A 23215-nucleotide genomic window follows, 5' to 3' on the forward strand; every position below is an offset into this window, starting at 1 on the left:
CGGGGCGGGCCGCAAAGCCCGCCCCGCAACTATTAGTCCACGGTTTTACTTGCCAAATCTGGAGATCGCTTTGTTGGTTCCGCGTTCGGCGAGCACCTGAAGAATTGCCGCGACTGCCGCGGAAAAGACTGCGAAGGCTAGTGCTTGACGCATCGAGGCCTCGGCCGCTTCTTCACTGCCTTTACGAGGTGCAGCATTTCCGGTGAATCCCTGCCATACCTTGTCGATGAGTTTACTTCCGAGCATTCCTGCACCCATAGAAATTCCAAGGGTAATGAGCTTCTGAACTGCATTCATGTGGTCCTCGCATTCGTTTATTGGGGATTCGTTCTGTAACCCAGCATACCTGCGGTATGGTGGTTGAGCAGTAATCATTCCGACAGGGGAGCGTCATGCCGTTCGCGGCGCCAGACGCTGAGAGTGCGATAGATCGCAGACCCTCGAACCTGCTCCGGCTAGTACCGGCGAAGGAAGTCGAGCATCTCGGATGCGGATCGTGTGCGCCATCAAACGCCAACGAGTCCGTACATCTCCCCTCCTGACACAGGAGGACCAACCTTATGAACGTTGCACCAGCAACAACTCGCGCGCAATGGCGCGTGGTAGACATTGTCGTCGCTTCAGTCATCGCTGTTGCCTCGGGCGTCATCTTTTGGGCGTGGAACGCAGGCTACGGAATTGTCAGTCTCGCATTTGTCGCCTTCCCACCAGGTAGCGCGCTTCTTTCAGGCCTGTGGCTTTTTCCAGCAGTACTCGGTGCGCTGATCATCCGTAAACCCGGCGCCGCACTGTACTGCGAACTTCTCGCAGCCATCATTTCGGCATTGCTAGGATCCCAATGGGGATTGGGCGTACTCATCTCTGGTGTCATTCAGGGACTGGGAGCTGAACTTATTTTTGCCGCGTTCAGGTACCGTCGCTGGAATTTACCCGTAGCTTTGCTCGCCGGCCTCATGACGGGTATTTTCGGTGGAATCGGTGAAGCCTACTTGATGGGCTATGTCGCGGAATACACCGAAGCGATGAAACTGTTCCACGTATTTGCCACCGGAATTTCAGGTCTGGTCATTGCCGGGCTGTTGACGTGGCTGGCCACTCGCGCCTTGGCAAAGACCGGTGCATTGGGCGCCTTGAGCAGCCGCTCGGCCCATCTGGAAAATCCGTGGGGACGTGCCTGAAGTGAGTACCACTAGTGCGGCACACACCGCCGAACGTACTTCCAGCCGGGGACTTGAAATTCTTGCCAGCGATTTTGGTTGGCATCACGCAGAACGTGAAGTTCCAGCCTTACACGGGTTGAACCTACGGATTCCGGCCGGTCAGAAAGTGCTACTTCTTGGTGCCTCTGGCGCCGGAAAATCTACGTTGTTACACGCCCTAGCAGGGGTGCTGGAAGCAGATGAACGCCAAATCGCTACCGGCGTCCTCAAGATTCACCAGCAAGATGCCTTTGCCCGGAAATTCCCAGTGGGTCTCATGCAGCAAGATCCCGAGACTCAAATTGTGCAGAGCCGAGTCGGTGACGACGTCGCTTTTGGCGCCGAAAACCTTGGCATTGCACCAGAAATAATCCGCGCCAGAATCCCACAGGTACTCAAACAAGTAGGCCTTGGCGAGCTTGATCTGGGGCACCGCACGCAGGAGCTCTCCGGAGGTCAAAAGCAACGCCTTGCCCTGGCTGGAATCCTGGCAATGAATCCAGGGCTGATGCTACTCGATGAGCCCACCGCAAATATTGATCCGGCAGGCATTGAACCATTGCGAGACGCAGTACTTGCCGCGGCGAATACTACCGGGGCAACGCTGATTGTGGTGGAGCACCGTCTGCAGGCATGGGCTAAGCATGTGGATCGAGTCCTCGTACTTGCCCCGGGTGGAGGAATTATTCATGACCTAGAGCCGCAGGCACTATTTGACGATGAAAAAATCCGTCGCGAATTAGCTGCCTCGGGGATCTGGGTTCCGGGCTATGTCCCAGTGACCGAACCGGTGGGAACCAGCGCTGGCGCACAGTTGCTGACCGCGGCTGAAATCCAAGTATCACGCGGCCTCCATGCGGTACGGACCCAACCAATAAACCTGGAACTGCGCGCCTCCCGGGCGCTAGTGGTGCTCGGCGAAAATGGTGCAGGTAAATCTACCTTGGCGTTGACCTTGGGCGGATTGCTTGAACCTGCTTCCGGAACACTTGAAGCAAGCCCACTGCTGTCCCAAGGACAAGGAAATGAACCGTTTAGCTGGCGAGCTGGTGTACTGGTGGCCCGAATCGGGAAGGTATTCCAAGAGCCAGAACATCAATTTGTCACCCAAAGCGTCCGGGAAGAATTAGCGTTCGCACCGACTCGGGCACGGCTGGCGGGCAGCCAACAGGATCAGTATGCTGCAAAGGCAGTGGAACAACGCGTTACGGAGTTACTTGAACGTTTGGGGCTCTCGGCGCTGGCAGATGCTAACCCGTTCACACTCTCTGGAGGTGAAAAGCGCAGATTATCTGTTGCCACGGTGCTTGCAGCCTCGCCCGATGTACTCATCTTAGACGAGCCCACCTTTGGCCAGGACGCCAATACGTGGCTGGAATTAGCAACAATTCTCATCGAGGAATTACGCACGGGCACCAGCGTCGTGGCAGTGACTCACGACGCTGATTTTGCCCGTGCTTTAGAAGCAGCGACACTTCATCTGACTCGTGAGCCTGATAACGCTGGGCGTCGGATCGAGGCGCAGGGGCCAATGCTTGATGCCCCCTTGGGGCGCAGCTGGCTGGCAAAGATCAACCCGCTGGCCAAGCTGGGAGCCGTCGCAGCCGCGACGTTACCACTAATCTCCACCATCGACTGGGTCTCGGCCTGTGTCATTATTGGTGCGACACTGCTCGCGCTACCGCTGGCGGGCTTGAGCGTAGGACGCTTCCTGCGTCGAAGCTGGCCACTGATTATCGCGGGGGCCTTGGCCGCGTGGGGGATTGCCTTAGTGGGTGAGGACTCCGGGGACACACTGCTAAGTCTCGGAATTCTCAGCATTAGCGAAGGGTCCGTGAACGCCGGAATCGCCACCGGGTTACGCGCCATGGCCTTGGCAGTACCCACGGTACTGCTGCTTAGTTCCACTAACCCCAGTGATCTTGGCGGGGCTTTGGCTCAGCAGCTGAAGGTGCCGCACCGCTTCGTTCTGGGGGCGCTTGCGGGCATGCGATTACTAGGTTTACTCGTGGAAGAATTTACCACCCTCACCTTGGCGCGTAGGGCGCGCGGAGTGGGAGACCTACGTTCACCGGTACAACGGGTGAAAGCCAAATTCGGTCAGGTATTGGCATTGCTTGTTCAAGCGTTGCGCCGAGCAGGAAGGCTCGCGGTGACTATGGAGGCCAAAGGTTTTGGTACCGGAACTCGTACCTGGGTACGCAGTGCTACCTTCACTTTGCGTGATGCGGCGGTGCTGGCCGTGGGTATTTTGCTTGGCACAGGGGCCATCGGTGCCGCCCTGTGGGCGGGCACCTTCAACCTTGTGTGGACCTAACGAATTGAATCGCTCAGGTCGCTGAGTTCCGCATGGAGCTCAGCGTCCAAGCGCAGAGGTTTGGCATCGATGGTGCGTACCGGAGTGAGCAGGCGTACCGAGGAAACCAACCAGACGCCGTCAGCGTTGTAGAGGTCCTCGGGACGCAATGGACCGTAGCCCAGTTCCCAGCCGTATTGTTCGGCTGCGTCAAAGATTGCGCTCTGCGTGGTGCCCGGCAAAATCCCGGTTTCAAGCATCGGGGTGATCAATCGTTTGGTGTCGCCGTCGCGTTGTGCCAGCAATACCGTAGACGTGGGGCCTTCGAGAACTACACCGTCTGAAGAAGTGAAAATTACGTCTTGAGCGCCGTGTTTCTGCGCGAACCGCAAGGCCGCCATATTCACTGCATAGGACAGGGTTTTGGCACCCATCAACAGCCATGGTGCGCGTTCAGCAATTTTTGAGTCGTATCCGCGGTCCAACAGCAGGACGTCGATTCCTGATTCGCGCTGGTCTTTACCAAGCTGTGGTGCTGGAGAAACAGTCACCCAGCACAGCGCCTGTTCGGCATCCGTGGCGCCTCGGGAAACCACGAGTTTCACTACGGCTTCTTCGGCGCCGCCGTCGGCATCAAAATCGGCGACGGCCGTATCAATGGCCGAACGCCAGCGGTGTTCATCGGGGATAATTAGATCGCAAGTTTCGGCGGAGATCGCCAAACGGGCCAAATGCGCCTCCATTTTGCGCACTGCCTGATTGGTGTAAAGCATCGACTCAAACACACCGTCTCCGCGTGTCACGCCCTGGGCGGTTACTGGAAGCTGGGGTGAAGTGATATCTGCTAGACGTCCGGCAGGATATGCCGGATCAAGGAATACGAGTGAGCTCATAGTTAAAGATTATCGAAACTTTGCTGTTCTACGCGCCATGAAAGGCTCCAAGGATGAACAAGTCGCTCACAGGACGATAGTCTGAGCAGAGTGTTTGAGCACTTGACCGCGCAAAACACGGGAAAGCCATGAAGAAATAAAGAACGGGACGTGTCTGAATGTTGCCTAGTGGCGAATTTATGCTTCATCTGGGGGCAGTGCTCTGGCCAGTTGCCGTCACTATCGACATTATCTTGCGCTTCGTGATGATTGGCATCGTCCCGGGAAACCGCCGGCCTACCACGGCGATGGCGTGGCTGTTGGCAATTTATTTCATCCCCGTGGCAGGACTGGTCGCGTACCTGCTATTCGCTAATCCACGGCTATCCCGGCGGCGTTTAGAAAAGCAGGCCCGCGCAAACGAAAGCATTACCAACGCCACCTCCCATATGAAGCTTCCTGAGGAGTTTCACTCCTCAGAGGAATGGGTAGAATCGGTGGTGGTGCTCAACCGCCAGCTCGGAGCATTCCCGCTAGATGGTGGAAATAAAATTGAGGTGCTATCCAATTACAAGGCATCTTTGGAAGCGATGCGCGTGGCTATTGAAAAGGCCCAGCGTTATGTTCACATCCAGTTCTACATCATGGGTGATGATGAAGAATATGTTGGCCCGGTTCTTGACGCCTTGGAAGCTGCAGCTCGGCGCGGGGTCAATGTCAGACTGCTCTTTGACCACCTGGGTACCTTACGTGTCTCGGGCTACCGTGACCTGAAAAAACGCTTGCGCGCCTCAGATATCGAGTGGCGTGCCATGCTGCCCATTGATCCTATCGGCAGACGCTGGAGGCGTCCGGACCTACGTAACCACCGCAAGATCTTGGTGGTAGATGGCGTCGTGGCGTTCACCGGCAGTCAGAACCTCATTGAACCGGGTTACAAGCGCGAGTCCTCGCACAACATTGGCCGAGAATGGGTCGAAATGATGATCCGGGTTGAAGGTCCGCTGGTGCGTAGCTTGGACGTCACCTTTGCCACCGACTGGTGGCAGGAAGATGACACCACCGACGTCCTGTCGGATTTGACCGAAGCCTCACACCCACTGTCCCTGGCAGATCAGCCAGGAACCACGCTGGCACAAGTTTTGCCCAGCGGTCCAGGTTACGAATCTGAGAACAATCTCCGGCTGTTTAACACGTTGATGTACTCGGCCACCGAGCGGTTGAACATCACCAGCCCATACTTTGTGCCTGATGATTCGCTGCTTTATGCCATCACCACCGCGGCGCAACGCGGGTTGGAAGTGAACCTGTATGTCTGTGAAAAGGGAGACCAGTTCCTGGTCCACCATGCGCAGCAATCCTACTATCAGCAACTATTGCAGGCTGGGGTGCGGATCTATCGCTACCCGGCGCCGATGGTGCTGCATACCAAGTGCTTCACCGCTGACGACGATGTTGCGGTAGTTGGCTCTTCAAATATGGATATGCGTTCGTTTAGTTTGAACATGGAAATCTCAGTGATGATGCTTGGCTCGGAAATGGTGAACGCGGTCAATGCAGTTCAAGATCATTACCGTGAGATCTCTTCGGAGCTGACCTTGAGTGAGTGGCGTCGCCGTCCGCGCTTACAGCGCTGGATCGATAACGTCTGCCGGTTGAGCGCAACCTTGCAATAGCGGAAGAGTCAAGGACGCAACGGGAAGTCTGCACCTAACGCGCGCAGCACGCCCACCGACTTGGTGATCACTTCCTCCCATTCCTCGTGAGGTTGAGAATCCGCGGTAATTGCACCGCCCAAGCCAAGACTTAAATCCCAACCGCCACCGGCAATTCGGTCACAGACCAAGGTGCGGATCACTACCGAAAAATCTGCCGAGCCGTTGTAACCGAGGTATCCCACGCAGCCGGAGTAGAGACCGCGAGGGCGTTGCTCTTCGAGGTCATCTAAGATTTCCATGCTCGAAAGCTTGGGTGCACCGGTCATAGAGCCTGGCGGAAATGCTTCACGCAAAGCCAAGGCCGCATCGTTCCGGTCACGCAGGGTGGCATCAATGGTGGACACCATTTGATATACCGTCGAATAGGTTTCCACCGCGCAGAGTCGTTTGACCTCTACCGAACCGGGAATCGCATAATGCGAGAGGTCGTTGCGCAATAGGTCAACGATCATGATGTTTTCGGCCCGGTCCTTGGGATGCGTGGCAAGGTCATGAGCCAAAGCGAAATCTTCGTCTTCGTCCCGGCCGCGTGGACGGGTCCCCTTGATTGGTTCTGCGCGCAGGTGGCCGGAGGAATCTAAACTTAAGAATCTTTCCGGAGAGATACTTGCAACTTCCAAGGCATCCATGCGCAAGTAGTGGGCGAAGGGCGCTGGGCTTGACTCGCGCATCGCACAGTAAGCCTCAAAGGGTGAAAATTCTGGAGTCTGTGCCGTCAAAACCGTAGTGAGGCAGGCTTCGTAGGTGTTGCCCTCAAAAATTTGTTGTTGCACCGCGCGGACTTTTCGCTGGTATCCGCTGGCCGAATCGGCGCATTCGAAGCTCAACGGGGGCAAAGGCGCAGGGCGCCGCGGTCCAGTGGTGCCTTGGGCATTGATAAGTTCTCGTAGCTGCGGCACCCGAAGGGGTGCGCAATGCAGCATGAGGCGGTTCAATCGGTGGTCCACCACCAGTACGGTGTCCGGACAAAAGAACTGAGCATCGGGGCGGATGGTGGCGTCCCTAAGCTGGACGCTTCGATCTTTCGCTCCCACCTCGCGGTTGAGTTCATAGCCCAAATAGCCCACCCATTGCGGCATCGGATAGTCTCCGCCGACGTCCGAGTGCTGAGGCCAGAGCCGATGCAGGGAAGAAAAGAACTCCCCATCAAGTCGTACGGTACTGCCGCCGACGGACACTGTGGTTCCGGAGGCTTCATTGGTGAGGATGGCCGCTGCTGGATCCAATGCCAAGGCGAGCACAGAGTATCTATTACGATCCAAAGGATCAGTGAGTTCATGGCTCGTCGACTCTAACAATGCGGCTTTTGGCAGTCCCTGGGCCAGCGTCTCAAATAAGGCAGCCACATCATGTGGGGCCATGAAAGTTTGCTGCAGCTCGGGTGCCTGCACCGCTTCTTCACGCGGCAGTAATCGTTGTAATTTTTCGGGAAGAAAGTGGTGCACAGTGCGTAGCTGCTGCGCCGGAGTTTGTTCGGCGGCACCATCCAAGATGACAGTGGCGTAGGTCTGCGGGGCTTCTGCCTGCAGATATGCCGTTTCTTGGTCAGCCCATCGGGCCCAGTAAGGACGATAAGTTTCGCCGTCACGGGCCAGCGCGCGTTCACGGCGCAGCACCGCGGGGGCTTCAAGCCAGATACTCACGTCGAGATGTTCACGTGCGGTGGTTCCGGCGGCGCCGACTCCCTCGATAATGACCACTTGGCCAGGGGTAAAAGAGGTGGGGGCGCCGAAGTTGTTGGTCTCCCAGTCCCAGCTACGCCAGGAAACTTCGCGGCCGGCTGCCAAGTCTGGCAACAGCTCAGCGTAGAGATCTCGGGCCTGACTCAATCCGTCCCATCCGGGGTAAAGATCTTCTAAGTGCAGCACGCTAACGGTTTCTTCGGCGCCCAGCAGGGTCGCCAAAGCCGCAGCAAATCGTGTTTTGCCCGCGCCGGAACGGCCGTCGAGGGCAATAATATATGGTCTATCGGTTTCCACGAGAGGCGATGTTACTCCGCACATAATCAACGAGGGCGGGCAGGCTGGCAGAAACCATCTTCCAGGTTTCTCTAAAATCTCCGGCATCTCCATACCAAGGGTCATAGACTCCTTGGGCTTCATGAGGTTCGTTAGCCACGGCAGGGTCAAAGGAACGGAACATGCGTAGCTGTGGACGTTTACTCTGATCAATATCGGCTAAGTGCGGAACGAGAAATTCAAAGTGGTCGGTATCCATAGCTAGGACTAGATCAACATGGCCAAGCTCATTTTGGGCAATTTGTGTGGCAACGTGTTCCGAAGCGTCTATTCCGTGAGCGCGCAACGTGTTTGCGGCACGTGGATCGATCCCGTTGCCGACCTCACCGTCGGTAGTTGCTCGGGAGAAAAGTTCAACCTCTAGGACTGCTGCCTCAGCGAGGGCGCCTTTGAGCATGTACTCGGCCATCGGCGAGCGGCAGATATTCCCTGTGCACACGATCATTATCCGGAACATGTCATCAGTCTAGACACAAGTCGGGCCATCCTTCGAGAGCTACGCGCCCGATTTATGACTACAAAAAGGCAACGATTTCGATTAGCTCTGTGAACGAGTGTAGAAAACGCTATATCGGCAGCTTTGCGCACCGTTCAATCTGCCCTGCGGCAAGTGTCGTATTCGTCTAAAAGATGCTCGCGCGTGCAACGTTGAAAGCAGCGGGCGCAATGGACGAATTAGTGAATGAGGAGCAAAAGTGCGGCGACAAAAATGAAGAGTGTGCCGAAGACCAAATTCAAGATCTTGGCGCCACGCACCGTGGTGGTGAAACGCTGGAAGCTGCGTGCGGTAGCGGCAAAGAAAAACCACATGACAAGAATGTCTACCGCAATGATCGTACCGATATAGATGGCATACTGCGGGGCCAGTGGCTGGCCCGGTTGGATGAACTGTGGGGTAAAAGCCAAGAAAAATACGATGGCCTTAGGGTTGAGCAGGTTTACCAGAATTCCCCTGCGCACCATCGCCCAGCGTCCCGAGACGCGGGTTTGGGACGTCGACTCTGAACTGACATCGGGTTTGGAAAGAATCATCCGAACGCCCAAGTACACCAGATAGGCTGCGCCTGCGTAGCGTACGGCTGCAAAGATTGCCGGGGAGCTGGCAACCAGTAATCCCACTCCGGCGGCAACGATGATCACATGGATGAGCAATGCGATCTGTTGGCCAATGATTCCCCAGATCGCTCCGCGGAAGCCAAGCCGCATGGCGTTGGTCATGGTGTTAATAGCCCCGGCACCAGGGGTGAAGCTGATGATGATGGAGGCGCCGAGCAAGGATATCCAAAGTGCAAGTGTCACCAGAATAGTTTAGGGGTTCGCTGGACCGCTTTGAGACTTAGTCTCGTGCTGTGACGCGGCTTCGACGATAGCACTGTCGACACCTTCGATAATCCTGCTCATAAAATCTGTAATCAGGGCAATCTGTTCAGCATCGTAATGAGCGATGGCATCAAGCATATTTTTGCCCAATGGCATGAACATCTCCCGTCCGCCAGCACGTGCCTTGTCGGTTAGCGCAATGCGCACCACGCGGCGGTCCTTATCGGTACGTTGGCGCTCAATGAACCCGATCTTTTCCAGGCGGTCAAGCATGGCGGTGGTCGCAGGAGAACTCAAATGCAGCTCGTGGCTTAGATCCCGAGGTGAAGGAGGGGTGCCTTGTAGCTGGTACTTCATGATAATTGACAGTGCGTTCATGTCGGTGCGGTGAGTTCCGTGCAGTGCCCCGGTGGACTCAACGTACCTGTCGCTGGCGTGTGCAAATTCGCGCAGAAGTGCCACGAGCTGCTGGGAGGGGTTATTGCTCATATAACTTATTGTATATGTAATAGAATCATTCGATCATAGAGATACTTTCCTGCTAAGCTAAATACGTCGATAGCTTTCGACGCCCCGTACAGTCTCACCGAGAAAAAGGATTGACCCGTGTCTCACGTGACAAAGCCGCACCGGCCCTCGAAGTTTAAGGGTGCGGGTATTCGAGTAATCGTGTACTCGCTATTGGTGTTGATCTGGATAGCGATTGCTGGTGTAGGCGGTCCCACCTTCGGCAAGCTTTCCGAAGTGCAGACCAATGACCAGGCAGCTTTTCTTCCCGCGACCGCCGAAGCGACCAAGGCGCTGGAATGGCAGAGCAAGTTCCGTACGTCTGACGCGGTCCCGGCAGTGGTGCTATTTACCAGCGAGAATCAGCTTGACGCTGCCCAGGGTGAAGAATTAGCTAAGGGGTTTGCTGATTTTCAATACCTCGATGGGAAAGTCACCGGACCGTTCCTTTCCGAGGACAAGCGGGCGCTGGAACTTCTGGTTCCCGTCAGCGGTGAAGTCAAAGCAAATGTGGGCGTCGAAGAACTGCGTACTCTTACCGCACAGCTGGCACCAGAGGGAGTAACCGCCTATGTCACCGGGCCGGCGGGATTCGCCGCTGACCTGACCGAGGCATTCGGTGGTATCGACGGGGTGCTGCTAGGTGTGGCACTCGTTGCCGTACTGGTCATTTTGCTGTTGGTATACCGTTCACTGCTGCTGCCGTTTACCGTGCTGCTTACCTCGGTGGTTGCCCTGTGTGCTGCTATCGTAACCGTCTACTACATGGCTGATGCTGGTTGGATCCGGCTCGATGGGCAATCCCAGGGCATCTTGTCTATCCTCGTCATCGGCGCCGCCACAGATTATTCCTTGCTCTTCGTTGCACGCCACAAGGAAGCCTTGTCCGAAGGACTGGACAAGTTCCAGGCAGTGTCCAAGGCCTGGCGAAGGTCCTTTGAACCCATCGTCGCCTCGGGTGGCACAGTGACCGTTGGTCTGCTGTGCCTGCTCTTCTCGGATCTGAACTCCAATAAAGCATTGGGCCCGATTGGTGCCAGTGGCATCATCTTCTCCATTATTGCGGCCCTGACTTTCCTTCCTGCGGTACTTGGTTTACTTGGACGTGCAGCCTACTGGCCATTTCCGCCGAAGGTCGCAGACCAAGGTGGGCATGTGGCAGTTAAAGAGGGCCTCTGGGGGCGTATCGCGAACTTCGTCGCAGCGCATCCTCGTCCCATCTGGATCTTCACGATCATCCTGCTGGCGGTAGGCGCCTTGGGAGTGACTGGGCTCAAAGCACATGGAGTGCCGCAAAGTGAACTAGTTATCGGTGGTTCTGAATCTCGCGACGGACAGATCGCCTTGGGTGAGCACTTCCCTGGAGGATCCGGCTCGCCAGCCATCGCGGTAGTCAACGAAGCTGAGGCGGCCACCGTGCTGGAAGATGTCCTGGATGTCACCGGGGTCGACTCTGCTTATCTGCAAGCCGAAGATGGTGGACCAGCCATGGCCCAACGCGGCGCAGCCCCACAGGTGGTTGAAGGCCGTAGCCTGATCTCCATTACCTTGACTGACGCTGCCGACTCGGACGCTGCCAAAGACACGATCGTCGCGCTGCGCGATGCGGTACACGCAACCGATGCCGAAGCATTAATCGGTGGAACTACGGCCACGCAGTTGGATACCGCCGATACGGCGCTCGCCGACTTGGCCAAGATTATCCCGTTGACGCTGGGTGCAATTCTGATCATTCTGATGCTGTTGCTGCGTTCGGTACTGGCTCCGGTGCTGCTGATCCTGAGCACCGTGCTTTCCTACGGGACCGCAATGGGTGTCAGCGCGCTGGTATTCAACAACGTATTCAAGTTCTCGGGGGCTGACCCGGCCGTTCCGCTGTTTGGTTTCGTCTTCCTGGTAGCACTGGGTGTGGACTACAACATCTTCTTGATGACTCGGGTGCGCGAAGAATCGTTGAAGCATGGAACCCGTGAAGGTATGCGGCGTGGTTTGAAGGTGACCGGCGGGGTTATTACCTCGGCAGGTGTGGTGCTGGCAGCAACCTTCGCAGCTTTGGGCGTCGTTCCAATTATGTTCTTGGCGCAGCTTGGTTTCATCGTGGCCTTTGGCGTCCTGCTCGATACGTTCATCGTCAGAAGCCTTCTGGTTCCTGCTCTGGTGGAGGAAATTGGGCCCAAGGTCTGGTGGCCTTCAAAGCTGTCCAAAAAACCCGAAGGTACCGAGGAATCTAAATTAGTGTCTGAGATCTCCTGATTTTGGTGGATCTGACGGACTCCGGTACTGCCGGAGTCCGTCGTCGGCCTGTAGAATAAAAAGGTGCGCACTTCTTAGTGATTCGGTGATTCTCCCGAAAAGCTCGGTGCGCATTCGTCGACAGTTTAGATTTCCCCCTTCCGAAGAACTTCACCAGCTGGTGTCTTTTCTTCGCAAAGTTGCGGACTTCCTCCTGGCTCGGCGAAACCAAACGCCAAAACCGGCGTGCGAATCAGAGAGAAAGTTTGAGCATGACTGCAACTTTTAGCGCCCTTGGCGTGCCCGAAAACATTGTCAACGTCCTAGCCGACCTCGGCATTGAATCGGCTTTCCCAATTCAGGAAGCCACCCTTCCCTCCACTCTTGCAGGCGGCGACGTCTTGGGCCGTGGACAGACCGGCTCGGGTAAAACCCTTGCCTTCTCCATCCCAATGGTGGCCCGACTGGCTCAGCGTCCACAGCGCCGCAAGGCTCGTTTCCCCCGCGCACTGATCATGGCTCCGACCCGCGAATTGGCGACTCAGATCGCCAAGGCAGTGGATCCGTTAGCCGCAGCCTCGGGATTGCGCACCACCGTGATCTACGGTGGCGTCGCTCAGAGCCGCCAGGAAAAGGCCATGAATGAGGGCGTTGACATTGTCATCGCTTGCCCGGGCCGCCTCGATGATTTGATCAAGCAGAAGGTCGTTGACCTGTCCCAACTCGAAATCTCGATTTTGGACGAGGCCGACCACATGGCAGATATGGGCTTCTTGCCTGTAGTTCGCCGCATCATGGACCGCATGCCAACCGGCATCCAGCACATGCTCTTCTCGGCCACCTTGGACAACGGTGTGGACAAGGTTGTTAAGCGTTACCTGAGCAACCCAACTATTCATTCGGTTGATGCTCCAGAAGCCGCAGTGAACACCATGGAACACCACGTCTTCGTGATTCCATCCGATGACAAGAAGGAACTGATCCGTATTTTGGCTCAGGGCACCGGTCGTCGCATCATGTTCATGCGCACCAAGCACCACGCAAAGAAGATGGCAATTGCGCTGTCTAAGGCTGGCGTCCCCTCGGTAGACCTGCACGGCAACCTGTCGCAGAACGCTCGTGACCGAAACCTAGCGGCCTTCTCATCGGGTGAAGCTAAGGTTCTCGTCGCCACCGACGTTGCTGCCCGCGGTGTTCACGTGGACGGCGTGGAGCTTGTTGTTCACGTTGATCCACCGGCAGAACACAAGGCGTACACTCACCGCTCGGGCCGTACCGCTCGTGCAGGTTCCAGTGGCACCGTAGTTACCATTTGCACCCCTGACCAGCAGGGCGACGTATCCACCTTGCTCCGCCAGGCTGGCTTGAAGGTTCCTTTTGAGAAGGTCAACCTGAACTCTGCCGTCGTGGCCAACGTTGTCGGCGAAGTCGCCGCACCGGTTGCTTATGTTGCTCCGGCACAGCCGAAGGCTTCGCCGCGCAAACGCACCAGCACTGGCGCCGGTAACGGTTCCTCGCGTGGTGGCAACGGCGGTAACGGTGCTCGCGGTGGCCGTCCAGGCCGCGGCGCTCGTTCCGAAGACGAAGGTCAGCAGAGCTCGAACCGTCGTCCAGCGCGCGGTGGCTCGGCCAACGCGGAACGTCCAGCACGTGGCGGACATTCGGCTAACGCCGAGCGCCCATCGCGCGGCGGACACAACGCTAACGCCGAACGTCCAAGCGGTGGCAACCGTGCTCCACGTCAAGGCGGACGCGGCGACTCAGCGGGCGCACCAGCAGGCGGCGGTCGCTCGCGCGGTCCACGTCGCGCGTCGAGCCCAGCAACTCGCAGTCGCTAAACCGTAGTTAATTTTTTTTAGGAAGCTCCCCTTTTCGTCTGTTCTTCTGCAGGTGAAAGGGGAGCTTTTTTGCTGCGCGAAGCCCCGGTACGGTCCGAAAGTTTAGATCTTTCGGCTGACCCTTCAATGACTAGGCCAAACGTAGAGTAGTTCAGAGGATGATGAGCACTGAACGACCTCTTGGAGCCTATTGAACATGATTGAAAACTTACAAGAATTTGCCGGGAATTTTCCTGAACCGTGGCAATGGTTAGCTGTAGCAGCAGTCTCTGCGATTCCCGTTGTCGAGTCATACTTCGGTGCGGCAATTGGAGTCCTGCTGGGGCTGCCACTATTCGTTGCTATCCTTGCTGCCGTAACTGGCAATGTGATTTCAATGCTGCTGTTCGTTAACGGCGCGCATGCGGTGCGAACCCAGGTCCGCCAAAACAGGCCCGATGAAAACAAAAAGCGTAAGTACGAGAAGCTGCACAACGCTTTTGATAAGTATGGGATTGCTGGGGTCAGCCTCTTGGGTCAGACTATGCTTCCGTCGCAGATCACTTCCGCTGCGCTGGTATCTTTCGGTGCAAACAAGCAGAAGGTCATCGTTTGGCAGGTCATTTCCATTGTCCTGTGGGGCACGCTCTTTGGCATTCTTGCCACTCTAGGGTTGCCGTTGCTGAACAAATAAGCACGCTCTGAGCGAACGAGCCACCGGCGCATTCTGCGCCGGCGGCTCCTTTTCTGGTGCCCGCGTTTAAGTATTTGGCTGTTTGCGGCGACCAACAAGGAAGTAGGCAATCGGGCCAAAAATATTGATGGCGCTAGCCAAGGTCCAGAGTATTTTCGGGCCCTTGACCTGTTCTGCTGGACGTTTTCGAAGATCTAGCAAAGTTGCAATCATCAAAGTCAGCTCGGTAATTGCGATGATGGCCACGACAATTTGAGTGCCGGTGGAAAGTTCTTTGAATGTTCGCTTGGCTGCCATGCGATGTCCTTTGCGGAGAGTAGTTCAATTCCTAAGCTGTTGAGGCGCTCTAAAATATTTTTGCCCTGTGGGAATTATTCTCTCACCTGCCCGGTTGAAGATGACAGAACGCAAAGTTGAGTCAAGTTCGCTCAAGTTAATTTGACAGTCAAAAAAGACAGTGAGTAAAGTTGAGTCCAGAACGCTCAACTGGGGTATCCGCCCCAAGCGTTAGTACTTACAACTCAAGGCAAAGGAGAGCCAATATGTCGCGTGCAGTAGGCATTGACCTAGGAACCACCAACTCGGTCGTATCCGTGCTCGAAGGTGGCGAGCCAACCGTTATCGCAAACGCGGAAGGTAACCGCACCACCCCGTCCATCGTTGCTTTCTCGAAGAGCGGCGAAGTTCTGGTTGGCGATATCGCCAAGCGCCAGGCTGTGAACAACATTGACCGCACCATCGCTTCGGTCAAGCGTCACATGGGTACCGACTGGTCCATCAACGTGGACGAGAAGAAGTACACCGCTCAGGAAATTTCAGCTCGCACCCTGATGAAGCTGAAGAACGACGCCGAGTCGTACTTAGGTGAAAAGGTCACCGACGCGGTCATCACCGTTCCTGCATACTTCAACGATGCTGAGCGCCAGTCCACCAAGGAAGCCGGCGAAATCGCAGGCTTGAACGTACTGCGCATTGTCAACGAGCCAACCGCAGCCGCTCTGGCTTACGGTCTGGAAAAGGGTAAAGAAGACGAACTCATCCTGGTCTTCGACCTCGGTGGCGGTACCTTCGACGTTTCCCTGCTCGAAGTTGGCAAGGATGACGACGGATTCTCCACCATTCAGGTTCGCTCCACCTCGGGCGATAACCGCCTGGGCGGCGACGACTGGGATCAGCGCATCGTAGATTGGCTGCTGGCTCAGGCTAAGCAGAAGGGTGCAGACCTGTCCAAGGACAAGATTGCACTGCAGCGTCTGAAGGAAGCTGCTGAGCAGGCCAAGAAGGAACTGTCCTCGGCTACCAGCACCAACATCTCCCTGCAGTACCTCTCGGTCACCGCAGACGGTCCGGTTCATCTGGACGAGCACCTCTCGCGTGCTAAGTTCCAGGAACTGACCAAGGATCTGCTGGAGCGCACCCGCAAGCCATTCAACGATGTCATCAAGGAAGCCGGCGTTAAGGTTTCGGAGATTGCCCACGTGATCCTCGTTGGCGGTTCGACCCGTATGCCAGCAGTGGCAGAGCTGGTCAAGGACCTCGCCGGCAAGGAAGCCAACAAGGGCGTCAACCCGGATGAGGTTGTTGCAGTTGGCGCAGCCCTGCAGGCTGGCGTGCTGAAGGGTGAGCGCAAGGACGTATTGCTCATCGACGTCACCCCACTGTCCCTAGGTATTGAAACCAAGGGCGGCGTGATGACCAAGCTGATCGAGCGCAACACCGCGATCCCAACCAAGCGTTCGGAGACCTTCACCACCGCCGAGGACAACCAGCCTTCGGTATCGATTCAGGTCTTCCAGGGCGAGCGCGAGTTCACCCGTGACAACAAGCCACTGGGCACCTTCGAGCTGACCGGTATCGCTCCGGCTCCGCGCGGCATCCCACAGGTTGAGGTTACCTTCGACATCGACGCCAACGGCATCGTGCACGTATCCGCTAAGGATAAGGGAACCGGTACCGAACAGTCGATGACCATCACCGGCGGCTCCTCGCTGTCGAAGGAAGACATCGAGCGCATGGTTCAGGAAGCCGAAGCTCACGCCGAAGAGGACAAGGCCCGTCGCGAGGCAGCCGAGACCCGCAACGCCGCCGAGCAGGCAGCTTACTCGGTAGACAAGCTGATCAAGGACAACGACGAGAAGCTTCCAGAAGAGGTCAAGACCGAGGTTCAGGCCGACGTTGACGCACTGAAGGAAGCGCTGGAGAAGCAGGACAACGACGACGAGGTCAAGGCAGCGTTTGAGAAGCTTCAGGCTTCACAGACCAAGCTGGGCGAGGCAATCTACGCCAACACCGCCGCCGAAGGCGCCGAAGCATCTGCAGGCGAGCAGGCTCCAAACGCTGATGAAGACATCGTCGACGCCGAGGTAATCGACGAAGACGAAGCCGACAAGAAGTAGGGAGTAAGGAATATGTCCGAGGCACAGGACCAGAACGAAAACTCCGGCCAGGAGCCGGAGAACCAGCCAGAGGCAGCCGATGCGCAGCCAAACGCTGACGCCCTGGGTCAGGCCGAGGCGATCCTGAACGAGGCTGCTGCTGGTGTCGAAGAGGCACAGGCTGAAGTCACCGAAAAGGAATCCGAGCTTCGCAACGACCTGCTTCGTTTGCAGGCCGAGTACGTCAACTACCGCAAGCGTGTAGAGCGTGACCGGGTAGCGGTACGTGAAAGTGCCGTTCAATCGGTACTCACCACGTTGCTGCCGGTGCTTGATGATATCGATGCGGCCCGTGCTCATGGCGACTTAGCAGATGGCCCGTTCGCGGCTATCGCTAAGAAGCTGGACACGGTCTTGGCAACGCACGGCCTGGAACGAATCGATGAAGCTGGGGTCGAATTTGATCCCAACGTTCACGAGGCGTTGCTCCGCCAGCCGGTCCCAGAGATCCCAGCGGATCATGTGGGACAGGTGCTGCGAGCCGGTTACCGTAAGGGAAACTACACCATGCGTGCCGCGCAGGTACTAGTAGCCACCGGCGAGTAGCCACACATCTAGATAACGAAACTGCCCACTGCCGAAACCTCGACAGTGGGCAGTTTCAAATCGGTAGTCAAAAGAAAGGGGGCCCTGATGGCAAGTCAGGACTGGATCGACAAAGACTTCTACGCCATTCTGGGCGTCTCCAAGGACGCCAGCGAGGCGGACATCAAGAAGGCGTACCGTAAGCTAGCGCGTAAATACCACCCAGATACTAATCAGGGTGACGCGGAAGCCGAACGGAAGTTCAAAGACATCTCCGAGGCTAACTCGGTGCTCTCTGACAAAGAAGAGCGTGAACAGTATGATGCGATTCGCGCCATGGGCGGCGGAGCGCGTTTCAGCGCCGGTGGCCCCGGCGGCGCACCGGGCGGCCAAGCAGGCTTTGATGACATGTTCTCCAACCTATTTGGTGGGGGAGGCGCACCACGCGGCCGCGGCGGACAACCAGATTTCTCGGACCTGTTCGGCGGCGGCGGTTTCGGTGGTGGCTTTGGGCAAAGTGCGCCGCCTCGCAAGGGTGCGGACCGTACTGCAAGCACCACGATTTCCTTCGCCGGATCAATCAAGGGCACCACTATCGGTTTGCGTGAGCAAAGCGGTGAAGTCATTGACGTGCGCGTTCCTGCCGGAATCAAGGACGGCCAATCGGTTCGTGTGCGCGGCCGCGGTCAGTCAGGCCCGGCCGGAAACGGCGACCTGCTGGTGAAGGTGAAGGTTACCGAACACCCATACTTCAAACGCGAAGAGAATAATATTCGCGTGCATGTGCCGATCACCTTTGACGAGGCTGCGCTGGGCGCGAAAATTCATGTGCCAACCTTGGACGGCGAAGAAGTTGCCATGAAGGTACCAGCCGGTTCAAATTCGGGGCGGACCTTACGCCTGAAAGGACGTGGGGTGAAGACCTCCAAGGCGACCGGCGACATGCTGATCGTGTTAGATGTGGTCATCCCGCAGAACCTGAACGATAAGGCGAAAGCCGCCATCGAAGAGTTCGCGGCGGCTACTGAGGGTGAAGATCCTCGACAGGCGCTGGCAGCTAAGGCCAAGCTCTAGGCTAGAGATTAGCGCGATACATGAGTGTGCTTCGCAAGAAGCACACTCACGTAGACAATAGATTTATCCCCTTTACCAAGGGAGAAACGGAGACTGAGATTTATGGCCCACGAGTTCCTAAGACCTGTGTTCGTCATTTCAGTCGCCGCGCAATTAGCAGATATGCACCCGCAAACCCTGCGCCAGTATGACCGCATCGGGCTGGTCTCACCTAGCCGCCAATCGGGTAAGCAGCGACGTTATTCCCAACGCGACGTTTCACTGTTGCGCCAGGTGCAGCAGCTGAGCAAAGAGGGGGTCTCCCTCGAAGGCATTAAACGCATTATCGAGCTGCAAAACCAGGTGTCGTATCTGCAAAACCAGGTCGGCGAATTACGCGATGAATTGCGCGCCGTCCAGCAAGGCCAAACTCGGGTGTTCGCTGCCGGAACCGCCGCCGGAGACGTGGTCTCCATGGCCCGCGGAATGCGTCCGGCCCGCCGCGAACCAGCGGTAACACTCTTTACTACTCGCCGCGCCATTGGCAGATAGTTTTCCTCCGCTGGTCGTGTTCGGCTAGTAATCCGTCGACAAAATCATTAGTCTCAAAACTACGTGATCCACCTCACCTATTGTGGGTCACGTTGTTGCGTCTCGGATAACCGTATCCGGAATCAAGCTGCGCAACCCAACTGTTTTTGAGGATGGAGAGCTTCGTGCGGGTGAACCCATTAGTTAAGACCCCTGATCAGACAAAAGTCGGCATTTCTGAGACTCAAGGGTTGGGGGTCAAACAATGAAATCCTATGCACAGGGCGAGACTGCTTCGGAACTTCTCGAAGACACTATAGGCGCAAACCTGGAACGCACCGTCGCGTTATATGGCGAGCGTGAAGCACTCGTGGAAGCTTTCACCGGCCGGCGCTGGACCTGGAACGAGCTAGATGAGGCGGTTAACGATTTAGCGCGGGGTTTTCTCTCGGCTGGACTAGAACCGGGGGATAGGGTGGGGATCTGGGCGCCGAATTGCGCCGAATGGACCTTGACGCAGTACGCCACAGCAAAAATCGGTGTCATCTTGGTCAACGTCAACCCCACCTATCGCAGCCACGAGTACTCCTACGCGGTCAATCACAGTGGCCTACGGATGCTGATCACCATGACCAGTTTCAAAACGAGTATGTATCGTGAAATGGTTGAACGTTGTGCTGTGGATACGCCGACGTTGGAACGCGTGGTCTACCTGGACAGCACAGACTGGGCCGAACTTATCGCAGCAGGTCAAGGAATAGATCCAGCCCTGGTGGGCCAACGTCTGGCGCTGACCGAACCGGATCAGGCCATCAATATTCAGTACACCTCTGGTACTACCGGGTATCCTAAGGGCGCGACACTCAGCCACCGGAATATTCTGAACAACGGATTTTTTGTCACTGAAACTATTCGGCTAGGCCCCGAAGACCGGCTCTGCATCCCGGTACCTTTTTACCACTGCTTCGGCATGGTGATGGGAAATCTGGGATGTACCAGCCACGGCACCACCATGGTGATCCCGGCCCCGAGCTTTGAGGCAGAAACTACACTGCGAGTAGTGGCCGAAGAAAAATGCACCGGTGTTTACGGGGTTCCCACCATGTTCATCGCGATGCAAAATCATCCAAGCTTTGGCACCCATGATCTGAGTACCCTGCGTACCGGAATCATGGCCGGATCGGTTTGCCCGGTAGAGGTCATGCGCGGCTGCCTGGAAGATATGAATATGTCCGAGGTGTCCATCGCCTACGGAATGACTGAAACCAGCCCAGTGTCCTGCCAGACGCGGGCTGATGATGACTTAGAAGCCCGTACCGAAACCATTGGCCGAGTTCACCCGCATTTGGAAGTCAAAATCGTGGACCCAGCGACCGGGGAAACTGTAGAACGTGGAGAACCGGGAGAATATTGCACTCGCGGTTACTCGGTGATGCTCGGTTATTGGAATGACGAAGCCAAAACCGAAGAAGCAATTGATTCGGAGAACTGGTTGCATACCGGCGATCTGGCGGTCATGCGCGAAGACGGATATTGCGTCATTGTGGGGCGCATCAAGGATATGGTGATTCGCGGCGGAGAGAACATTTATCCTCGCGAAATTGAAGAGTTCTTCTTCAAACACCCGGATATTGAAGATGTCTCGGTGGTGGGAATACCAGATGAAAAATATGGTGAGGAAATTTGTGCCTGTATCAAGATGAAGGCAGGCAAGGACCCGCTGACTATTGAAGACCTCAGGGCCTTTGCCCAAGGTCAACTGGCACAGTACAAGATTCCTGCCTATGCCATGATCCTCGATGAATTTCCGATTACCGTCACCGGTAAAATTCGTAAGGTGCAATTACGCGAAGACGCCGCGAAAATATTACTCAACTAAGCATCGGCGAATTACAGGCGGCCGTGCTGAGCCAATCGTGCCAGGAGCCCCTGCCTCACGGAGGGCCACTCCTGCGGCAGGATCGAAAAAATTACGGTGTCACGCAGAGTCCCGGTGCTCGCGTCGTACATGTGATTGCGCAGCACGCCGTCTTGCTTGGCGCCTAGCCGGGAGATTGCCGCGCGTGAGCGCTGGTTATGCCAATGGGTGCAGAAGGCCACGGACAGGCAGCCGAGTTCTTCGAAGGCACGCTGCAGTAAAAGATATTTTGCTGCAGCGTTGATGCCGGTTCCCTGGAAATCGGTACCTAGGAAAGTAGAGCCGATTTCGACCCGGCGGTTCGCTTCGCTGATGTTCAAATAGGTTGTTGCGCCCACCGCGTTGCCAGTGTGTTCATCGATGATCGCGAACGGTGCCATCTTGCCCTCGGCCTGCAAAGCGAGCCGGCGCGATATCTCGGCGTCCATGCCTTGTGCCGAAGGGATTTTAGTGAACCACACTTGATCCAGCGAACCGTGGGTAACGATGGCGCCGAGGTCTGCTGAATGTTTGTGGCTCAACTGTTCTAGCCGGACGCCGGCGAATTTCAGGGTGGGGGTTGCACTAAGGCTCATGCCTGCAAGTGTATTGCAGGCATGAGCCTGAGATTTATCAAGTTACTTGGCGCCTCGGGTATAGGCCAGATCAAAGACCAAACGTCCGGCCTTCAACGCTTTACCCTCAAAGCTGGTGAGGATACGGCGTTCAAAACGTGGTGCCCAGCCGCCTTGCTCATCAACAAAATCGGGTTCTGGCTCAAAGCCTTCCATACCGTTGGCACGAACCTTGGTGAGGTTGCTTTCCGTTCCGGAATGCGCGCCTGGATGCTGATTTTCAAATTGTGGGTGTGCTTCAAGGACCTCACGCATTTGCTCCGCGTAGTTGGACCAATCGGTGGCCAGTCGAAGTGTTCCACCTGGCTTCAGTACCCGGGCGACCTTGTCCAAGAATGATGAAGTGATCAGTCGGCGCTTGTGATGACGAGGCTTGTGCCAGGGATCCGAGAAGAAGATCCACAATTCGTCGGCGCTGCCCTCAGCGAGCATCACGTCCAGGACTTCTGGGGCATTGGCCTGGACCGCACGGACGTTTTCCAGTTCAAAGGACTCGACCTTGAGCATGAGCTGGGCGAGTCCCGGAAGATAAACCTCTACGGCGAGGTAGTTTCGCTCGGGATCATCCTTGGCGGCGTTGGCAATGCATTCGCCTAAGCCTGTTCCGATCTCCACGATGAGCGGTGCTACGCGACCAAAAGCCTGTTCAGGGTCCAAGCGGAAGTCATCTGCCACAGAGGTGTCGGCGATCTTGCGCGGTGGCTCAATTACGTAGCTTTGCGCATTGCGCTCCCATGCGGCCGCGCGGCGACCTTGGAGCCGATTACCTCGGCGAACAAAGGAGACCGGGTCGGCACGGAACAGGGAAGGATCTTTGGCCATGTTGTCGGTGCCTTCGGGTTGCACTTCGCTACGTTCACTCATGATCATTAATCCTAGCCGAGGAGCGCGGAAGGCCCGCCAGAAACTCGTAGGGCGTTGCACACCCACAATTCATTCTTGACCCAAATATCAGGGGACGTTCCGGGTGTTCCCCTATAGCGCGGGCTAGCGATGCGCTGTCATGCTAGAAGCATGACAGATTTAGTGCGTGGCATCTTGAATATCATTTGGCTGCTATTCGGCGGCCTGTGGTTAGCGTTGGGTTATGTTCTTGCCGGCATTATCTGCTGCCTGCTCATCGTCACCATTCCCTTTGGTATCGCTTCCTTTAGGATCGCCGGGTACGCGTTGTGGCCTTTTGGCCGAACCGTCGTTGACCGGGGCCCGGTGGGAGCCTTCTCGACACTGGGAAATATTATCTGGTTAGTTTTCGCTGGAATCTGGATCGCCATCGGACACGTGGTCACCGCAATCCCGATGTTCGTTTCCATTATTGGCATCCCGCTAGGTATCGCAAACCTCAAAATGATTCCGGTATCTTTGATGCCGCTAGGGAAGGAAATTGTTCCTTCGGATTATTACATCGCAGGTATGCGACGCTAGATTTTCTGCATCTAAGTTAGAGCCGGTTCCGTGTGGACCAG

At 56.3% G+C, this 23215-nt stretch carries 21 protein-coding genes and 1 riboswitch; of the genes, 12 read left to right on the forward strand and 9 right to left on the reverse strand.

Going from position 1 to position 23215, the window contains the following annotated elements; genetic code table 11:
- Window positions 1-45 precede the first annotated feature (45 nt).
- Window positions 46-297 (reverse strand): DUF4235 domain-containing protein, encoded by a 252-nt coding sequence (locus VJ369_RS12060; RefSeq protein WP_324092320.1) that lies wholly within the window; start codon window positions 295-297, stop codon window positions 46-48.
- Between the two features lie 74 nt (window positions 298-371).
- A riboswitch (TPP riboswitch) is annotated at window positions 372-490 on the forward strand.
- A gap of 70 nt (window positions 491-560) precedes the next feature.
- Between VJ369_RS12060 and VJ369_RS12065 the strand changes: the two genes are divergently transcribed.
- Both VJ369_RS12065 and VJ369_RS12070 read left to right on the forward strand, forming a co-directional pair.
- Window positions 561-1178: an ECF transporter S component gene (locus VJ369_RS12065; protein WP_324092321.1), complete on the forward strand. Its 618-nt coding sequence runs from the start codon at window positions 561-563 to the stop codon at window positions 1176-1178.
- Entirely contained in the window at window positions 1171-3516 is a 2346-nt protein-coding gene (locus VJ369_RS12070; protein ID WP_414652656.1) for an ATP-binding cassette domain-containing protein, read from the forward strand. The genes VJ369_RS12065 and VJ369_RS12070 overlap by 8 nt, the downstream gene beginning before the upstream one ends.
- Here the strand turns inward: VJ369_RS12070 and VJ369_RS12075 are convergent.
- The gene (locus VJ369_RS12075) at window positions 3513-4388 is read right to left on the reverse strand and encodes an aminodeoxychorismate lyase (RefSeq protein WP_324092323.1); all 876 of its coding nucleotides are present in this window, start codon (window positions 4386-4388) and stop codon (window positions 3513-3515) included. The two genes, VJ369_RS12070 and VJ369_RS12075, sit on opposite strands and share 4 nt — an antisense overlap.
- Before the next feature lie 179 nt (window positions 4389-4567).
- On the opposite strand from VJ369_RS12075, the gene cls reads away from it, so the two are divergent.
- The gene (cls, locus tag VJ369_RS12080; protein WP_324092324.1) at window positions 4568-6043 is read left to right on the forward strand and encodes a cardiolipin synthase; all 1476 of its coding nucleotides are present in this window, start codon (window positions 4568-4570) and stop codon (window positions 6041-6043) included.
- Window positions 6044-6051: 8 nt separating this feature from the next.
- Here cls and VJ369_RS12085 read toward each other — a convergent pair whose 3' ends face one another.
- The 4 genes from VJ369_RS12085 to VJ369_RS12100 form a co-directional block, all read right to left on the reverse strand.
- Window positions 6052-8064, reverse strand: a complete 2013-nt coding sequence (locus tag VJ369_RS12085; RefSeq protein ID WP_324092325.1) for a chorismate-binding protein — start codon at window positions 8062-8064, stop codon at window positions 6052-6054.
- Entirely contained in the window at window positions 8051-8560 is a 510-nt protein-coding gene (locus VJ369_RS12090) for a low molecular weight protein-tyrosine-phosphatase (RefSeq protein ID WP_324092326.1), read from the reverse strand. Before VJ369_RS12090 ends, VJ369_RS12085 begins: the two co-directional genes overlap by 14 nt.
- Before the next feature lie 218 nt (window positions 8561-8778).
- Window positions 8779-9402: a LysE family transporter gene (locus VJ369_RS12095; RefSeq protein ID WP_324092327.1), complete on the reverse strand. Its 624-nt coding sequence runs from the start codon at window positions 9400-9402 to the stop codon at window positions 8779-8781.
- A gap of 9 nt (window positions 9403-9411) precedes the next feature.
- Window positions 9412-9912 (reverse strand): MarR family winged helix-turn-helix transcriptional regulator, encoded by a 501-nt coding sequence (locus tag VJ369_RS12100; RefSeq protein WP_324092328.1) that lies wholly within the window; start codon window positions 9910-9912, stop codon window positions 9412-9414.
- A 117-nt stretch (window positions 9913-10029) separates the two neighbouring features.
- Here VJ369_RS12100 and VJ369_RS12105 point away from each other — a divergent pair, with 117 nt between their 5' ends.
- From VJ369_RS12105 to VJ369_RS12115, 3 genes are all read left to right on the forward strand, one after another.
- Complete coding sequence (locus tag VJ369_RS12105; RefSeq protein ID WP_324092329.1) at window positions 10030-12183, forward strand: MMPL family transporter; 2154 nt, start codon at window positions 10030-10032, stop codon at window positions 12181-12183.
- Window positions 12184-12434: 251 nt separating this feature from the next.
- Window positions 12435-14000: a DEAD/DEAH box helicase gene (locus VJ369_RS12110; RefSeq protein ID WP_324092330.1), complete on the forward strand. Its 1566-nt coding sequence runs from the start codon at window positions 12435-12437 to the stop codon at window positions 13998-14000.
- Between the two features lie 196 nt (window positions 14001-14196).
- Complete coding sequence (locus VJ369_RS12115; RefSeq protein WP_324092397.1) at window positions 14197-14673, forward strand: small multi-drug export protein; 477 nt, start codon at window positions 14197-14199, stop codon at window positions 14671-14673.
- A gap of 66 nt (window positions 14674-14739) precedes the next feature.
- Here VJ369_RS12115 and VJ369_RS12120 read toward each other — a convergent pair whose 3' ends face one another.
- A complete protein-coding gene (locus VJ369_RS12120; RefSeq protein WP_324092331.1) occupies window positions 14740-14970 on the reverse strand; it encodes a PLD nuclease N-terminal domain-containing protein in 231 nt (76 codons plus the stop codon).
- 245 nt (window positions 14971-15215) lie between these two features.
- On the opposite strand from VJ369_RS12120, the gene dnaK reads away from it, so the two are divergent.
- The 5 genes from dnaK to VJ369_RS12145 all read left to right on the forward strand — a co-directional run bounded on the left by dnaK (window position 15216) and on the right by VJ369_RS12145 (window position 21096).
- Window positions 15216-17069 carry a molecular chaperone DnaK gene (dnaK, locus tag VJ369_RS12125; protein ID WP_324092332.1) on the forward strand — a complete coding sequence of 618 codons (1854 nt, stop codon included), beginning with the start codon at window positions 15216-15218 and terminating at the stop codon, window positions 17067-17069.
- Window positions 17070-17081: 12 nt separating this feature from the next.
- The gene (locus VJ369_RS12130; protein WP_324092333.1) at window positions 17082-17654 is read left to right on the forward strand and encodes a nucleotide exchange factor GrpE; all 573 of its coding nucleotides are present in this window, start codon (window positions 17082-17084) and stop codon (window positions 17652-17654) included.
- Between the two features lie 87 nt (window positions 17655-17741).
- Window positions 17742-18707 (forward strand): DnaJ C-terminal domain-containing protein, encoded by a 966-nt coding sequence (locus VJ369_RS12135; RefSeq protein WP_105675807.1) that lies wholly within the window; start codon window positions 17742-17744, stop codon window positions 18705-18707.
- Window positions 18708-18809: 102 nt separating this feature from the next.
- Window positions 18810-19238 (forward strand): heat shock protein transcriptional repressor HspR, encoded by a 429-nt coding sequence (locus tag VJ369_RS12140; protein ID WP_324092334.1) that lies wholly within the window; start codon window positions 18810-18812, stop codon window positions 19236-19238.
- 244 nt (window positions 19239-19482) lie between these two features.
- Entirely contained in the window at window positions 19483-21096 is a 1614-nt protein-coding gene (locus tag VJ369_RS12145) for an AMP-binding protein (RefSeq protein WP_324092335.1), read from the forward strand.
- A gap of 11 nt (window positions 21097-21107) precedes the next feature.
- Here the strand turns inward: VJ369_RS12145 and VJ369_RS12150 are convergent, their stop codons facing one another.
- Complete coding sequence (locus VJ369_RS12150; RefSeq protein ID WP_324092336.1) at window positions 21108-21710, reverse strand: GNAT family protein; 603 nt, start codon at window positions 21708-21710, stop codon at window positions 21108-21110.
- Between the two features lie 42 nt (window positions 21711-21752).
- Window positions 21753-22613: a tRNA (guanosine(46)-N7)-methyltransferase TrmB gene (gene trmB / locus VJ369_RS12155; RefSeq protein ID WP_324092337.1), complete on the reverse strand. Its 861-nt coding sequence runs from the start codon at window positions 22611-22613 to the stop codon at window positions 21753-21755.
- 150 nt (window positions 22614-22763) lie between these two features.
- On the opposite strand from trmB, the gene VJ369_RS12160 reads away from it, so the two are divergent.
- Window positions 22764-23174 carry a YccF domain-containing protein gene (locus VJ369_RS12160; protein ID WP_096257063.1) on the forward strand — a complete coding sequence of 137 codons (411 nt, stop codon included), beginning with the start codon at window positions 22764-22766 and terminating at the stop codon, window positions 23172-23174.
- Window positions 23175-23215: the final 41 nt, after the last annotated feature.

The organism is Glutamicibacter sp. (assembly GCF_035257265.1).
Classification (GTDB): Bacteria; Actinomycetota; Actinomycetes; order Actinomycetales; family Micrococcaceae; genus Glutamicibacter.